The sequence below is a fragment of the Nocardia sp. NRRL WC-3656 genome, assembly GCF_000720265.1.
GTDB lineage: Bacteria > Actinomycetota > Actinomycetes > Mycobacteriales > Mycobacteriaceae > Nocardia > Nocardia nova.
This window is the reverse complement of sequence record NZ_JOJF01000010.1, coordinates 131,103-146,645: the sequence shown is the minus strand read 5'-3', so window position 1 is coordinate 146,645 and position 15,543 is coordinate 131,103. Positions and strand designations below refer to the sequence as shown.

Genomic DNA, 15,543 nt, shown 5'->3' with positions numbered 1-15,543 from the left:
AGCTGCCGCGAGATGCAGGCCCGACGGGCGAGCTTCGCTCGTGGTAGCTCAGAATGTTAATTAACATACATAACCAAACCCTGGCGTGTCTACACTTTGAACACAGAATGGAGAGCAACTTATAGGGCCGCGCGCTGTGGGTGCAGTTCACGCGCGTGGCGCTGGTTTGCGTCGGCGCGTCCTATATCCGCATCCTCGCCGACGAACGGAGTCGAGGTTGCGGGTGGAGATCGCGGCTCCTGCGAGGACCAGTGCTCCGTAGACGACGTTCAGATACCAGCCGCGGTGAACGGCGTCATTCCGGCTGCCCGTTTCTCCGCCTGTTCCGGTGAGTATCGTCGCGGCGACAGCGACGCCCACGGTCTGCCCGAACTGACGGGTGACACCAGCGATGCCACCGACTACCCCCGCCTGTCCTGCCGGGAGACCTGCGGCGGCGATGTGCGTTATCGGAGCACTGACGGCTGCGATGCCAGTGCCGAGCGCCACGTACGCGGCGAGCAGCTGCGGAGTCGATGGGTTGGTGCTGTCGAATGTGAGCATCAGCGCGCCGGCGGTCAGCGCCGAACCACCGGCCAGCAAAGACGGGCGCGGGCCCAGCCGCGCGAGGATTCGACCGTTCACCGGCCCGACGACGAAAGCAGCAGCTGCCAATGGCAGCGTCAGCAACCCCGCGTGCAGCGGTCGATATCCTCGGATTTGCTCGAGATAGATGCTGTTCAGAAAGAGAAATGACCCCATCGAGGCGAACGCGGCCACGGCAATGAGGTTTGCTCCGGCAAACGGTGGACTACGAAACAGGCGCAGCTCGATCAGCGGCTCAGCACGCCGTGGCTCGTAGATCAACAAGCCTGCCAGTGCGGCGAGCGCGGTTGCCAGCGTGCCCACGATGGCCGGCGATGCCCAGCCCAGTTCACGTCCTTCGAGGATGCCGAACGTCATCGTGGCCAGCATCGAAGCCAGTAGTGCTTGGCCGATGAGATCGACTGCACGCGGCGTGGCAGCTTTGGATTCCTGAATGAAATATTTGGTCGCGATGTACATGGCGGCGCCGACGGGGAGATTGATCAGAAAGATCCATCGCCAGCCGAATGTGGACCCCGCCAGCGCTCCTCCGATGACCGGCCCGAGTGCCAGTGACAGCCCGTTGGCCCCGGACCAGACGCCGACAGCGCGAGCCCGATCGGCCCGATCCGGGAACGTCGAAACGAGAATCGCCAGCGCGATGGGATTGAGCATCGTCGCGCCGACTGCCTGGAACGCGCGGAACGTCACCAACCAGCCTCGCCCCGGCGCAAAAGCGCATAGTGCCGAAGCTATTGTGAATACGACTATTCCGATCCGGAATGTTCGTTTGCGGCCGACCCGATCCGATACGGATGCGGCCGCCATCATGAACGTTGCCAATATCAGTGTGTAAGCATCGATCACCCATGCCAAGCCGGTGGGTTCGATGCCGAATTCGCGACCGATGGCGGGCAACGCGACATTCACTGCGGTGGCATCGGCGCCGACGAGCAACATGCTCATGCAGCAAATCCACAGCACAACGGGCCGGCGGATCGTGGTGGGCGCTGCCGCGATCTCGGCCGCTGTGCTCTGCGTCGGTGTGGTCACACGAATGCCAGTCCTGCCGCGATTCGCCGGTTGAGGTCCCACTCGCGAGCGGCCAGCATCCGGGTCGACCAGTCGTCGGCGACGGACAGGAAGATCGGGTCGCCGGTGCGGCGGTATTCGTGCAGGCACGCCGCGGTGAGCTTGAAGGCGTGTTCGTCGCCGCTGGCGAGACAGTGATCCATTACCTCGTCGATTTCGGGCACCCGGTCGACCGGTGGTGCTGCTGCCGCCCCGCTGGTTCCGAAGGCGGCCCAGGTCGCCGCCGTGTAGTGCCAGCCGAATCGGTATGCGTCGGTGTGCGCGAATTCCGGAGTGCAGGGCAACAGGATCCGCACGGCCTCCGTGGTGGTGATGGTGTGGGCGAACACCAGCGGGAACCTCGAATTGTTGCGCCGGTACAGATCGGCTCCGGACCACGACAGGTCGTGGAGTTGTTCGAGTGGTTCGGTCGGCGCCGCCAGGCGATCCAGGGCGTGCGTGAATTCCGGAACCGCACTCAGCAGTCGAAGCACCTGCGGTGGCACTCCGGATCGCTGCTGTGTCTCGTTCAGGTGCGGCATGTGCTGTAATGCCGACTGCACGTTCATGTCACCCTCGAGCGATGCCGTGCTGGACAATTCGCAGTAGTACGCCGCCCAGTAGGCGAGTGCGCTGACCAACTCGTCCAGTCGCGGTTCGGTGGCCCTACTGGACATCGCGGACACGGCGTGCGCCACGCGGATCGGACCGTGACCGCCCACTGCCATGCCGCCGGGCCACAGGCGCGGCAACCATGTCGACAGCAAGTCGCGCCAGCTCATTCGGTCGAGTTCACGCCGGAAGAACAGTTGCCAGTCCGCGAACCGGTGCTTGGCGCCCAGAGCCGTTCGCCAGGTCTCCCCCGAGATCGGCGTCACTGCGGCCGGCGCCGCCGTCAGGCGCTCGGCGTACTCGGTCACCCAGGGGCCGACGGCCTCGGAGAAGCCGAGCTCGACGAGCGCCTGTACTGCCATCGGGCCATGATTGGGGTTGCCGGTGCCGGTCTCGGTGCCGAAGCCGCTCAGCCGTTCGAGCGCGGTGTCAAGGACCTCTGTCATCGGGATTCTCCTGTTCGAGCGTGTTTGCGCTCCCCATGGTGGGACGGTCGCCGTTAAGAAGTCCAATACATGGTTCGCAATAATAGATAAGCAATCTTTATGATTGGAGATCCTTATGTTGCAGCACTTGCGAACATTCATCGTGGTCGCCGAGGAGTGCCACTTCACTCGCGCTGCGGCGCGTCTGCATATCGCGCAGCCCGCGGTAAGTCAGCAGATCCGGGCCCTGGAGCGACAGGTGGGCCAGCAGTTGCTCGAACGCAATGCGCGATCCGTTCGGCTTACTCGGGCCGGTCAGGTGTTTCTACCGCATGCCCGGGCGGCCGTGCATGCGGCGGACAAAGGCTTTGCCGAGGTTGCCTCCAGTACCGGTACGCTGCGGGGCACGTTACGGGTCGGCCTCGTCGAATCGGCGGGACCGACGCACGCGCCCCGGTTGCTCACCGAGTTTCTTGCCCGCCATCCCGGCATCGATCTCCACGTCAGCCAGAACGGCTCCGAACAGATGACTGATCAAGTCCGCACGGCCGAACTGGATGTCGCCTTCATCGCCTTCCCGGACACCCGGTGCCCGGCCGGAGTGACCGCACACTGGCTACAGCCCGCCGAACCCCTCGTGGTCGCGGTCGCCTCCGACCACCCGCTGGCGGGCCGGGGCCGATTACGACTGCTCGACATCACCGACGAACCGCTGATCGCACTGCGTCAGGGAACCGGGAACAGATCCGTCATCGAACGGATCTACGCCGAACACGGCACTCGCCCACGAATCATCTGCGAGGCCCCGAACCTTGCCGTCGCCATGAGCTTCGTCGCGGAGAACCTCGGACTGTGTCTGGCCCCTCGGTCGACCGTCGCCACGGCCGCACCAGCCGTCACCACGGTCGAGTTGGCAGAGCCGGTCTTGCAGCGTCATCTCGCCCTGGTCTGGCGGTCCCCCGAGGCCGCAGGACTGCTCGCACGAGCGTTCGTGGACTTCACCGAATCCGAACCACGATGGTCCGGAACACGAGTGTGATCCACGGAATCCGTTGAGCCGCAAACAGGTCCCAGACACAGGCGACCGCGCCAGCTGCTTATCTGAACTGGCGCGCTCTCGGCGACCGCAGTCTCCCGGGAGACGTAGGTTACCTGCCCACGACTTACCCATACCCACGTCACTCAACCCGGGAATCGGTGTGGATTACGGCTACAGCGCGTTCCTGCGTGTCAGGCTGAGTTGAGCGTGGCCGCGTTGCTCTGCCATGAGAGCAGGGTCTCTTCCCACATGCTGTGTATTTGGTCGAGGCCAGGGAATCCGGCGTCCGTTCTGAAGCATGCGGTGGCGCTGTCTCCATCGACAAGGAGAAGCACGCTCAGCGGAATACCTCCGAGGGTTGTCGTGATCGGGTCGATCGCGGTGACGGGATCGCCGTGCAGCGCGAGGGGATGACGCAAAACGACATTCGATACCGAGGCCGGAGTACGTCGTGGAGTCGCGAGAATGGAAAACGTCGTGCGCATGAGCCATGCGGGGGTGCTGTCGAAGTTGCGGCGCATCGCTGCCCGGACAGTTGGTGACTTCAACGGTGCGGTGGCGTGGAAGGTGCTGGTCAGCCGTTGGTCGAAGGAGAGCGGAGCTCCCGGCAGCCTGAGGTAGGGGATGGCCGTCCTGTTGCCCGGCAGGGCGACCTCGTCCGGGCGACGGACGTTGGCCGACACCAGGAACGGTATGTCGGGCAGGTCGGCGCTCCCACGGATCTCGCTCTGCCAGCGGGTGAGCGCGTGCGCGAGCGCCGCCATATATACGTCATTGCGGGTGCAGCCGATAGCGCGAGCGATGGAGGTGAGCGTGCTGGTGGGCACGCGGCCCCACGCGAATCCGACCTGATATGTGGCCCGACACCCTGGCACGTCCCAGGTACCCAGGCCCCGAAGGCTCTGCAGATCCGTTGCGGCGCACTGCAACCGCGTGCGGGCGGACGCGCGAGCGGATTGGGCGAAACCGTGATATGCCGCCGACGATTCGCTCTCGGGGACACCGGGTGCGAACAGCAACTCCAGTGTGCGAAGCATTCCCGCGCCGTCCTGTACGCAGTGGTGCACCACATACAACAGGGCGTATCGATCCGGCGCGTAACCGCGCAGCAACCACATCCGCCAGTGCGGAGCGTCCTCCGGCAGTGGAATTTTCGCCAGCTCGACAACGACCTGCTCCAGATTTTCCTGGGCGGGCACAACGTGCTCGACAACATGGCTGGTCAGATCCACCTCGTCGACCACCGTCCAATGCCGGGCTCCCGGGGTCATCCATACCGCCAACGCCGGCAGAGCATCCAGCCGGGTAGCGATGTAGTCCTGGATGTCACCGAGGCGCGGCGGTGGTCCGTCGAAGTGCAGAACTGCGCCGATATTCAGCTCGATTTCGGCAGAGTCCAAACCGCGTAGCGTCCGATCCATTGCCGTAGTGGGCATGTCGAGGGTGCTCCGGAGTGCGCTCATCGTGCAGTGTCCTTCGATTGTGCGGCTTCGGCCGCATCGCCGCGTCAGCCGGAGCTTTCCATGAAAGCCAGTGAGCCCGCAAGACGCGGTAGTCGATATTTCCATGCGCGGTAGCTCGTTTCGTTGATACCGGATCCGTGGGCGTCGTCTTGGTGGTGTTGTCGCTGTTGCGCGGGCGGCGGGTGCCTGGACGGGGGCGAGCACGGCCAGGGTGATGCGCCGAAACCAGGCGATCATCGCCGCCGCTGACCTGGCATCGTCGAAACCTCTTGGCCGCAACGGTTTTGGCTACCCCGCGTCGGGGCAACGCTCTCGATCGCTGATAGGCTTCTCGAAGTAGCAGTAGTTGTTCGGCGGTCGACAGCCGGGACGCGCGGATCAGGTGTCCCCAGAACACGCGAATATCTGGAGTTCCATCCTTGGATACGACACAATCTCGACCGGACACCCCGACATGTCCGGTCGTCCACGGCTCGCCGATGGCTTCCGAAGGTCCGAGGGTGCCGCTGTACTCAGCGGAATTCGCCGCGGATCCGCACCGCGCTTACGACGAAATGCGAAGGCAGTACGGCTCTTTGGCTCCGGTTGAGCTCGCTCCGGGCGTGTCGGCCACGCTGGTGGTCGGGTATGCCACCGCGCTGCGGATCCTCAACGATCCCGAGCACTTCCCCGCCGATCCGCGAACGTGGCAGCAAAGCATCCCGGCCGACTGCCCGGTCCGGCCGCTCATGGAGTGGCGTCCCAACGGGACCCGAAACGACGGGGCGGTCCTGCGGCGCTATCGGCAGGCGATCACTGCGAGTATCGGTGCGGTAGATCTGTATGCTGTCAACGCCACCGTGGAGAAGATCGCCATCCCGCTGGTCAACACCTTTTGCCAGGCCGGTGCAGCCGATCTGATCAGCCAGTACGCGCTCCCGCTCGCATTCGCGGTCATCGATTCCCTGCTCGGCTGCCCGCCGGAAATCGGGCAGCGAGTCGCCTCAGGCATGGCCGCGATGCTCGAGGGGATCGATGCCCAGGACGGCAACAAGATGATCGCCGATGCGTTGCTGGAACTGGTGGCCCGCAAACGAACCCGTCCCGGCAACGACATCACCTCGCTGCTGCTGCAGCATCCGGCCGAACTCGATGAACTGGAGATGATCCACCAGCTGACGAGCTTCTACGGCGCCGGGATCGAATTGGAACAGAACCTGATCGGCAATACCCTGCTGCTGATTCTCTCCGACGAACGCTTCGGCGGAAGTGTCGTCGGCGGGACCCTGTCCACTCGCGACGCACTGGACGAAGTCTTGTTCGACAATCCGCCGCTGGCAAACCTCCTCACCACTTATCCCCGTCAGCCGATCCTCATCGACGACGTCTGGCTGCCCGCGCATCAGCCGGTCGTCATCAGCATGGCCGGCTGCAACAACGACCCCGCGATCCGGACCGAGAATCGCATAGGCAATCGCTCGCATCTGGCGTGGGGCATCGGCCCGCACGCCTGCCCCGCGCAGTCGCTGGCCTACTTGATCGCTCAGGGCGCGATCGATCAGCTTCTCGATGCGCTGCCCGAGATCCAGCTGGCCATACCGGCCGACGCACCGACCTAGCGGGCCGGTCCCTTTCACCGGGCCTTGGCGGCCCTGCCGGTCACCTTTCCCCCCTCTGCTCCGTTGGACGAATACTGAGAACCTCGCAATCTCTCACCCGCGTCGGAAGCGACGTCGGCGGCCGAGTCGGATAGGAACTCCGAGTAGGCAGGCCGGAATCCTTGGCGTGGATGGGTTTTCCTCGATGCGCACGGCCGACCATTCTGGCCTGATATCCGCAACTGCCGCCTGCAGAGCGAACCAACTCGGCTTTGCGCCGTCGTTTGCCCCGCTGACGGTCGAAGGGCGCGACTCGGATCAGGACGGTAGGCATTCGACAGGGTGAACCACGGCATGACGGCGACCGGAATACGCCGTGTCGGCCGACACGGTGTGGGGATGTGGTGCGCTGGTGCGGATCACGATCGACCTGCTTCCCGGGCGCCCGGTACCGCTGCCAGCTCCGCGTTCGCCACGGTGTCGTCGGTGGTGGAGAGGACGACCTGCAGTATGACGACGATGCCGTGCGCACTGCACACGTACATCGTGTTGAACAGCTCGAACCCGTAGGGGTCCAAGCGAATTCGATGACTGCCGAGCTGGAGGTGCCGAGTAGACGGTGACCATCCGGTGGGGTCGTAGACGACCCGCCGTACCGGTCCCAGGTGCGGCCGGAGGACGGTGAGCAGACCCGGAAGTTCGGCAGCCAGATCCTGCGTCCGAGGCCACCAGACCCCGTCGACATAGCCGGTGCCGTCGCCGCGCGGACGCAAACGCAAACGTGGTGTACAGAGCGGTAGGCGACGGGCCGGTGCGGGATGCACGCTCGTCGAAAGTGGCGTCATGAGACGCTCCTGTCACAGCCTCCGCGAGGGGCCGGAATTCGAATCGGAGACGACGCGACTGCGTCCGCGAGGTGGCTCCGGCACAGACGTACGCAATCCATGACGGCGCCCTCAACGACATCGGAACAGCTATGGTCGGCGGACTGCTGGGCGACAACGGTCCCGGCACCGGAGCTCCGTACCGGCGCTTGCTCGCGGGCACCACGATAGACCTCGACACCGAACGCGCCGCCGAGCTGTGACGACCGAAACCCCTTGCGGTGGATACCGGCCGATCGTGTGCCACGATTACCCGGATGGGTGATCATTTCGAACGAATCATCGACCTCGACGTAACCTCGGCCGACGCGAGCACGCTGGCCGGGCACATGGTGGACTGGATGGTGTCGCGGCGATGGCTGCTTCGGAAGACTTCGCGCGATGCGATGTACAGCCTTCAGGTCGACGAAGGCTACGTGCCCGGCCCCGATTGGCCGCGGATCACTCATGAATGGGGCGCCGACTGGATTCCCGGTCCCGTCGCCGTCATCGTCGGCCGCCACGACCATTATCCCGGCCAGGGCGGCATCGAACCGGCCTCCGCGGTATGCCCACGCTGCCGGGCCACCACCGTGATCATCGACTATCCGCAGCAATGGGAAGCCGATCCCACCGTATGGCAGCCGTTCCGGGACGCGATCGACGCGTGGAAACAAACAGGCACCGGCTCGGCTATCTGCTCCTCCTGCACAACATCGAGCCCCGTCACCACCTGGCAATGGGCAGACGACTTCGCCTTGGGCACCCTCGCCTTCGACTTCTGGGGTTGGCCGCCCCTCACCGAGGACTTCATCACCGAATTCGCCACCCGACTCGGGCACCGCATCGAACACCACACCGGTAAGTTCTGAACCGAGGCTCCGTCACGCCACCTGATCAGGGCGGAAGAATCTCGAGAGTGCTCAGGCGATCCGGGTTTGCTCGTAGCGGTAGGCGCCGGGGGTGATGCCTTGTTCGCGTCGGAATGCGCGTGTGAGGGTGATGGTCGAGCTGTAGCCGATGACCCGGGCGATCTGCGTGATCGGTCGGTCCGTCTCGCGGAGGAGCTTGGCGGCCTCGGCCAGGCGCACGGAGGTGAGGTAAGCCAGTGGAGGTTGCCCTATCGCGGTGGTGAAGCGTTGGGCGAATGCGGCTCGGGAGAGTCCGGCGACGGCGGCCAATTCGGCTACGGTCCAGGGGTGTTCGATGCGGGCGTGCATCGATCGCAGAGCCCGGGCGACGACAGGATCAGCATGAGCCGAGGATCCGTCTTGGGTATGGTGCCGGTGCCAGGTGCGCAAGACATAGGACAGTGCTGCCTCGACCAGGGCAGGCGTCAGATGGGGTGACTGCTCGGAGTCTTCGAGTTCCAGTCGCATGAACCGCAGCAGGCTCTCGAACTCGATGGGGCATGCCGCGCGCACCGGAATATGGGTGATGTTCGCCAGATCCTGCAGTAGCGGATGCGGCTGTCGAGGGCCTTGCAGGTATCCGCAGTACAGGCTTTCCGCCGTGGTGCCCGCCTGATCCGCGAGGCTGGGCGCGGTGACAGTGTGTGCGACCCGCGGTCCGAACAGGGCCATGTCTCCGGGACCCAGGACGAGCTCCGGGAACGACCGTTCCGAGCCTGGAGGCGGCACAATCCGGCAGGAACCGCTCAGCATGATGCGAAACGAAACTGATGCAATCCGACGCGTCGACTCGGGTGGCATCACGGTGGCGCCCCACCGCGTGTACTCGGCGAATGGTTCGCCGGCTCGAAGCGCCGCGGAGATGTCGGTGATCCTGTCCACGATGAGAGTTTAAGCCTCGCTCTCCAACCCGGCTCGTGTCTTGCGTCCAGCTCCGGGCAGGTTTTAGCTGGACTGTGCCCCTGCTCGGTCGTCGGTGGGCGCATCGATCCGCTGCTCGGTTTCCCGCCCGGCATGGGTGAATCGGCCGGCGGTGTCCACGCGGCCGCGATGGCGCGACCGACGACAGCGGCCGGCTGTTCCTTGGGCAGCGTGCACTCTCATCGCCCCGGCGAAGCGCAAGCCCGGAGCGGTCGATCAGGGAGCTGTCTCGTTTTGCTGGTCGAGACGATCGGTTCAGTGATCAAGCTTTTCGATCATTACGCGTGCCTGTGGTCGGTCCTAACCTCGTGACGAGGTTGAACGACTGAACAGGGAGAAATCGATGCAGATTCTGGTGACCGGTGGGACCGGGAAGGCCGGGCGGCGGATGGTCGACGCGTTGGCCGCCGAAGGGCTCGATGTGCGAGTCGGTAGCAGGCATCCGGGTGCGTCGACCGAGCATCGGACGCCGGTGCACTTCGATTGGTACGACAAGTCGACGTGGGAGGGGGCGCTCGGGGACGCCGAGGGACTGGTGGTGAAGGGGCTCGATCTGGATCAGTACGCCTTCGAGTCCGTTCGATTGCTCTTGGAAGCCGCGCCGCGTGTGCGACACGTGGTGTTCCTGTCCAATATGGGCGTGGAGTACACCCCGGACGATCATCCACGCCGGGCGATCGAATTGGTGGTGCAGAACTCCGGCAAGGCCTGGACAATTCTTCGCCCCAATTGGTACATGCAGAACTTCGACGAGGACGAGGCGGTCTTCGCGGCGGCTATTCGCGCGCGGGGTGAGGTACACGCTCCGGCGGGGGATGCCAAGGTGAGCTTTGTCGATACCCGCGACCTGGCGGCGGCCACGGCTGCGGTCTTCGCAACGACGGGGCACGAGGGCCGGGCGTATGCCATCAGCGGGCCGGAGGCGATCTCGTTCGGCGAGGTCGCGGCGGCGATCGGAGCGGCGAGCGGCACCACGGTTCGCCATATCGATGGGACGCCGGCCGAACATCGTGAGTACATGAGAGGTCCGGACCGGCCGGCGGCGTACGCGAATCACATCAACCATCTGTATGGCCCCGTCAGGGCTGGGGCGGCCGCACCGGTCAGTGGCGATGTGGAGCTGTTGACGGGGCGGCCTGCTCGGACGTTCCGGGCATACGCCGAGGAGACCTGGGCGGCGTCGGAGTCGGGGCTGCCGCGGCCGACTGTCGTCCACGAGAAACTGTATTCGACTCTGCAGTAATCATGAGCCCCGCCCTTGCCGTGGACGAGATGTGCCGCCATCCGAGCGCACTCGGGCCCATATCCAGCTGTTTGTCCGGAAATGGTGGCGGCCTGGAGGTGCCGTTCCGAAGCGGGCTTTCCCTTATTGTCTCGGCAGCACGTGCGAAAGCCGGGTCAGGTAACACTGCTCGTGGCCCGCTTCGAGATGTGAAGGGGCGGTTGGTAATTCGTCACGGCGTGGGTTTTCCGAAAGATCGGGCTCGCAAATGGAAGGGACGTGGCGGGTAGATGCAGTTGACGGCACCGCCACCTTCCTGTTCAACGAGATCGGGTGGAGAGCCTTCTGTAAAGGCGTGCTCGACAACGAGTTCGCCGCTGACGTCGCTTTTGCCACCTCCTGACTGTGGAGTCACAGAATCCGTGGCGGAATCTCCGAATGCGCGGTGGTGACGTGGCGTATTCGCCATGGTTCTGAGTCTCCGCGCTATTCGCCGGCAGTTGGCAGGGCTCGGCTGATGCGGTGCCCCTCCTCCCCCCGACTGCTTTGTCGGTTCGTCGACCTACCTCCTGACGACCATTGGATCATCAGGTGTAGCAACGGCGGTAAGAAGCCGCAGGCAGGCCGGAAACGCGCACAAGTTGCCAGAACGCTCCCCGCGCTCGCCGCGCGGGTTGTCCGACCTCGAAATACCTAGTGGCACATCGGATATCTGACACGCGAGCGGCCACATCATCTCCTCGATCAGGCGGGAACGAGCCGCAGCGGTAGCTGTTCGAAGCGATGGATGACGTTGTTCCGAGCCCATTCCGGCGCACCGGTGATGTCGATGCGGGCGACCCGCTCGACCAGCGCGGCGAGCATGGCCTGCGTTTCCAGCCGCGCGAGGCCTTGTCCCACGCAACCGTGGCGGCCGTGACCGAAGCCGAGTTGGGGCGTCGCGTCCCGGCGGATGTCGAAGGTGTCCGGGGCGTGCCACGCCCGCGGGTCTCGGTTGGCCGAAGAGTAGATCACCACCACTCGGGAGCCCGCCGGGATGGTGGATCCGGCGATGTCGGCATCATGAATTGCCTTGCGGGAGAAGGCACGTAGTGGCGATTCAAAGCGCACGACCTCGTTCACCGCATTCGGGATGCGGGCGGGCTCGTCCCGCAGCAGCTGCCACTGCTCGGGATGACGCGCGAACAGGTAGAGGGCGCTGGCGATGGCGCTGATCGTGGTGTCCAGCGAGGGGGCCAGGAAGTCGACCAGCAGGGCGGCGCATTCGGCGTGCGAGAGCGTGCCGTCGTCGGTGGCGTGCAGCACGTCCTCGCCGACGCTGCCCGGCATCAGGTCGCGGTCGCGGGCGAGCCGACGTGTGAAGCGCATCATTCCGATCGCGGACGGCGCGGTGCGCAGGGACTGCCGGTTGAGCGGGCCGAGTGAGTCGAATGTTGCTCCCGCCCAACGTAGTAGGTGTTCCCGGCCGTGCTGGGGCCAGCCGATCAGATCCGGCACCACCGACATCGGGAGCACGGCCGCCAGCTCGGCGCCGTCTATATGTTCCTGCGCAACCGCCTTCTCAACGGCCTCGACCGCCTGCCGGTCGACGTCCTCGCGCATCGTGCGCAGCGCCCGCGGCATCAGCCGCTTGGCGAGCAGCGCGCGACGGCGGCTGTGGCCCTCGCCGTCGCTGCCGAGGGTGGTGCCTTCGCCGAGCCTGTTGGCCACCGAATTCAGAGCGACGCCGGCGCCGGAAACGAAGGTCTCGGTGTCGAGCAGAGTCGCTTTGCATTCGGCGTACCGAGGCAACGCATAGGCGCGCTGCCGGGCCAGCCAGACCACCGGGCCCAGATCGCGCATACGGGCATAATGCGGATAGGGATCGAGAATACCTCGGCGCGAATAGATGTCGGGGCGGTAGACCGGGACGTGGGCTGGATTACGCATCACGGGTCCTCGTCGGGTTGATGGTGCCAACGGCGGGGGTGCATGGAGCAGCGGGCGAAACGAGGATGTGCGTCCGGGGCAATGCCGCGGACAGCGGTGCCGGATCCCGGCCGGTCTGTTGCACGGTGCCGTCGGGGCGGATCAGCGCGGCGGTGGCGCCACCTTGTCGCAGCCATCGATAGAGGTCGGCGCCGAGCCGCACGGTTTCCACCGCACCGCCGCGACCGTCTGCCGCCGGGCGGTCACCCGAGGTGGGTGCCGTCGTGGTGAGAATGGCGTAGCGGCCGGCGAGAACGTCATCGACGCGGCGGCCGTCGTCCAGCCGCTCGTTGGGCACCAGCCGACCGGCCGCGCCGAGACCGAACCGGCGGCGTCGTATCAGTGCCGAGCGGCGCAGCGGTGTGATTTCGTCGCTGTCGGTCATCGACCCCCTTTCGCGTTACTGACGATATCGTCACTCACGAAGGCACAGTCAGTCAAGAAGTTTTGAGCATTCCGTCAATACTGACCGATTTTTGTGTGTCATCGGTGGCGCCCGGCACCCGAACGCAGCATCCGGCGGCCTCGCATGACGCCCGATCGCGAGCACGAGTCGCTGACCGCTGGCCGGATCTCCTGCGCGAGTCCGGGTACGAGGCGATGAACGACGCTGGTTCCGGTCTGCGCCGGCCGACCGCAACGGAACGAAAACCACCATCCACGCGACCTGAGCACCGGGCCGGACAGCGACACGAGACCAGAGGATCCACCCACCGCAAACCAGTCGCGATCGCATTGGCTCTCAACCTGGTCGGCACACGAAGAATCATTGTTATCGTCTGGCCTCGCTCATCTTGGTCCGGACAACTGAACGGAAGGCAGGGTTGAACCTGAAGATCAGCCCCGAACCCAGTGCACCCAGTAGCTGTGAACGGAGCGCATCCCGAGACCGACAGCCCAAGCCCGATCCACCCCGAGGCAGGTTTGAGCAAACGCGCGCATCGACGGAACGAGGCCGAGGAACGACAGCACACCTAATCCGCACCTGTCGTACCGGAGACAGGCAGTCGACGCGAATCATCGCGAACGGGTATCGCGACTACAGAGCCGACAGCATTACCGGTCCCGAAGATGCTTTTCCTTACCCGTTCCCGGACAGCGACAACCCGGTGCTTGAATACTCGTCCGCAAAGCTCAGGAACTTGCGGACGCGGATGGATCGCCGCCGTACGTCTGGCTAGCTGCACACGCAAGGTACGAAGGTGTCCTGAGCACTCTCGCCGCCCCGCCCAAGTCCGACGAATAGATGGCGGCGTTCACCCGTACCTGGCCCGAAACAGTTACCGGACCGGAAACGTGGGGTTTCCGCGGGGTTGGGCCGAACAAAACAGGCCAGGACCGACGAATTACCGGTCCTGACCTGCATTTTCTGTGGAGCTAAGGGGACTCGAACCCCTGACCCCCACACTGCCAGGAGCGGGCCGAGACTCTGACCAGGACAAGCGATTTGGATATCGGCATGTGGTGCCGGTGCTCGTGATGGTCGACTGTCGTCGTCATTGTCGTCAAAACTGTCGTCGGCGGGGTGTAGCTCTCCCCCGCCGATTCGGCATGTCCTGACCACGGATGGCCCTGATTGTGGTCGGGATGCGTACCTGGGTGGGCTGGCTCCGCCTGCCCGTCATGGCCTGCCCTTCTCGCGTAGAGGCTCCAGGGTCAAGGGTGGGCGGATGCCCATCAGCGAAGCTGACGCGTAGCGCCCTTGAGGCTGGAGGGGCGCGGGAACATCCTGCAGGCCGACCACAATCAGGGCCACGCGGCCGAAGGACGCGCACATCCGATGGTCCACAGGACCGACCATGTGGAATCCTCGATCGATGTACTACACACCGGGATGGGGCATGCTGGCGACCAGCGTCGTCGGCGTTGTGGGTGTTGCGGGGACCCTGACGGCAGCGTGGATTACCCAGCGTTATACCAATGTTCGATTCGAGAAGGACCTGGCCCATCAAGCTTCTAGGTTCGAGCGCGAACGTCGCGACCGGCACTACCAGGATCAGCGCCAGGCCATCGCGGAAGTACTCGCTTTTGCGAACCGGATGAGTTTTAACAGCCATAGCATCGCATCCTGGGTACAGCAGCATCCGTGGGACGAGAGCAACGAGAATGTCGTACGCGCGGCCGATGAGATGATCGCCGACATCATTGGGTGGCCGGTTGTCGTTGCCGCGGCGCAGCTGATCATCGGTGACGCTCAGATCCTCAAATGCTTGGATGACATGGAGACCGCGTTCGCGAGCGTAGGAGACGCGATGGGCTCCGTCGACGACCTGGACAACCAAAGTGAGCAGTGGGCAGACGATCTTCGGGCGGCGGGAACGGTAGTGTTCGAACATTCGCGGACGCTGACCTCAGTCACCCGACAGCGCTTTTGGTCGGAATAGGAGCAACACGTCGAGACGTCCCTTATCTATAGATATAAGGCGAATTCGGCAGCGTCTGAACATAAACCCGTGGCGGTGACCCGATGCGGACGGAAGGACGTTGTCCGCACCGGGTGACCGGTGGTTCCCCGGATAGCCAGTGTCCGGGGCTACCGGCCGGGAGTCGGCGTCGTTGGCGACTCACTGCCCGACGGTCATCGGCGGGCGGCCGGAAGCTGGTGGGGGCCGAAGCCCCCGGGTCGCTCAGCCCAGCGTCCGCTCGGACCAGTCGAGCGCCTCGAAGAATTCGTCGGAACCGATCGGGTAGCGGTCGTAGCACTCGGAGCAGAGGTGGTGGTCGGGGGTGAGGTAGGTGGCCTCGTCGTAGTCGCCGCCCTTGATCCGCGGCTGGTTCGTGATAGTCCTCGGATAAGCCAGGACAGCGCGGCCGGGAAGGACACTGGCGGGCAACACGATCGGCGGAAAGACCTCCGACGCGAGATTCGCTGGGTCGGGGCCACCGGACGCACCCCCGACCACCGCC

At 64.8% G+C, this 15,543-nt stretch carries 12 protein-coding genes and 1 pseudogene; 5 read left to right on the top strand and 8 right to left on the bottom strand.

The features are described 5' to 3' along the window. Positions 1–147 precede the first annotated feature (147 nt). Positions 148–1,617, bottom strand: a complete 1,470-nt coding sequence (locus IG65_RS0115305; protein WP_051756098.1) for an MFS transporter — start codon at positions 1,615–1,617, stop codon at positions 148–150. Next, a complete protein-coding gene (locus IG65_RS0115300; RefSeq protein ID WP_030515583.1) occupies positions 1,614–2,693 on the bottom strand; it encodes a questin oxidase family protein in 1,080 nt (359 codons plus the stop codon). Before IG65_RS0115300 ends, IG65_RS0115305 begins: the two co-directional genes overlap by 4 nt. 127 nt (positions 2,694–2,820) lie before the next feature. On the opposite strand from IG65_RS0115300, the gene IG65_RS37775 reads away from it, so the two are divergent. Next, positions 2,821–3,711 carry a LysR family transcriptional regulator gene (locus IG65_RS37775; RefSeq protein WP_197039847.1) on the top strand — a complete coding sequence of 297 codons (891 nt, stop codon included), beginning with the start codon at positions 2,821–2,823 and terminating at the stop codon, positions 3,709–3,711. 191 nt (positions 3,712–3,902) lie between these two features. Here the strand turns inward: IG65_RS37775 and IG65_RS0115290 are convergent, their stop codons facing one another. Then, on the bottom strand, positions 3,903–5,174 hold the full coding sequence (locus IG65_RS0115290; RefSeq protein ID WP_197039846.1) for a wax ester/triacylglycerol synthase domain-containing protein: 1,272 nt from the start codon (positions 5,172–5,174) through the stop codon (positions 3,903–3,905). A 479-nt stretch (positions 5,175–5,653) separates the two neighbouring features. Between IG65_RS0115290 and IG65_RS34760 the strand changes: the two are divergent. Then, positions 5,654–6,850 (top strand): annotated as a pseudogene (locus tag IG65_RS34760) (cytochrome P450). A gap of 320 nt (positions 6,851–7,170) precedes the next feature. Here IG65_RS34760 and IG65_RS0115280 read toward each other — a convergent pair. Continuing rightward, positions 7,171–7,596, bottom strand: a complete 426-nt coding sequence (locus IG65_RS0115280; RefSeq protein ID WP_156055634.1) for a DUF5994 family protein — start codon at positions 7,594–7,596, stop codon at positions 7,171–7,173. A 296-nt stretch (positions 7,597–7,892) separates the two neighbouring features. Here IG65_RS0115280 and IG65_RS0115270 point away from each other — a divergent pair, with 296 nt between their 5' ends. After that, a complete protein-coding gene (locus IG65_RS0115270) occupies positions 7,893–8,486 on the top strand; it encodes a hypothetical protein (RefSeq protein WP_030515579.1) in 594 nt (197 codons plus the stop codon). A 51-nt stretch (positions 8,487–8,537) separates the two neighbouring features. Here the strand turns inward: IG65_RS0115270 and IG65_RS0115265 are convergent, their stop codons facing one another. Next, positions 8,538–9,326: an AraC family transcriptional regulator gene (locus IG65_RS0115265; RefSeq protein ID WP_255359461.1), complete on the bottom strand. Its 789-nt coding sequence runs from the start codon at positions 9,324–9,326 to the stop codon at positions 8,538–8,540. 463 nt (positions 9,327–9,789) lie between these two features. On the opposite strand from IG65_RS0115265, the gene IG65_RS34755 reads away from it, so the two are divergent. Further along, on the top strand, positions 9,790–10,689 hold the full coding sequence (locus IG65_RS34755; RefSeq protein WP_051756081.1) for an NAD(P)H-binding protein: 900 nt from the start codon (positions 9,790–9,792) through the stop codon (positions 10,687–10,689). A 723-nt stretch (positions 10,690–11,412) separates the two neighbouring features. On the opposite strand, the gene IG65_RS0115245 is transcribed toward IG65_RS34755, so the two are convergent. Further along, on the bottom strand, positions 11,413–12,597 hold the full coding sequence (locus tag IG65_RS0115245) for a cytochrome P450 (RefSeq protein WP_030515576.1): 1,185 nt from the start codon (positions 12,595–12,597) through the stop codon (positions 11,413–11,415). Beyond that, positions 12,590–13,021, bottom strand: coding sequence for a hypothetical protein (locus IG65_RS0115240; protein WP_030515575.1), 432 nt, complete (start codon positions 13,019–13,021; stop codon positions 12,590–12,592). The genes IG65_RS0115245 and IG65_RS0115240 overlap by 8 nt, the downstream gene beginning before the upstream one ends. Before the next feature lie 1,432 nt (positions 13,022–14,453). On the opposite strand from IG65_RS0115240, the gene IG65_RS0115230 reads away from it, so the two are divergent. Next, positions 14,454–15,020 (top strand): hypothetical protein, encoded by a 567-nt coding sequence (locus IG65_RS0115230; protein WP_156055633.1) that lies wholly within the window; start codon positions 14,454–14,456, stop codon positions 15,018–15,020. A 243-nt stretch (positions 15,021–15,263) separates the two neighbouring features. On the opposite strand, the gene IG65_RS0115225 is transcribed toward IG65_RS0115230, so the two are convergent. Then, positions 15,264–15,473 carry a hypothetical protein gene (locus tag IG65_RS0115225; RefSeq protein WP_156055632.1) on the bottom strand — a complete coding sequence of 70 codons (210 nt, stop codon included), beginning with the start codon at positions 15,471–15,473 and terminating at the stop codon, positions 15,264–15,266. Positions 15,474–15,543: the final 70 nt, after the last annotated feature.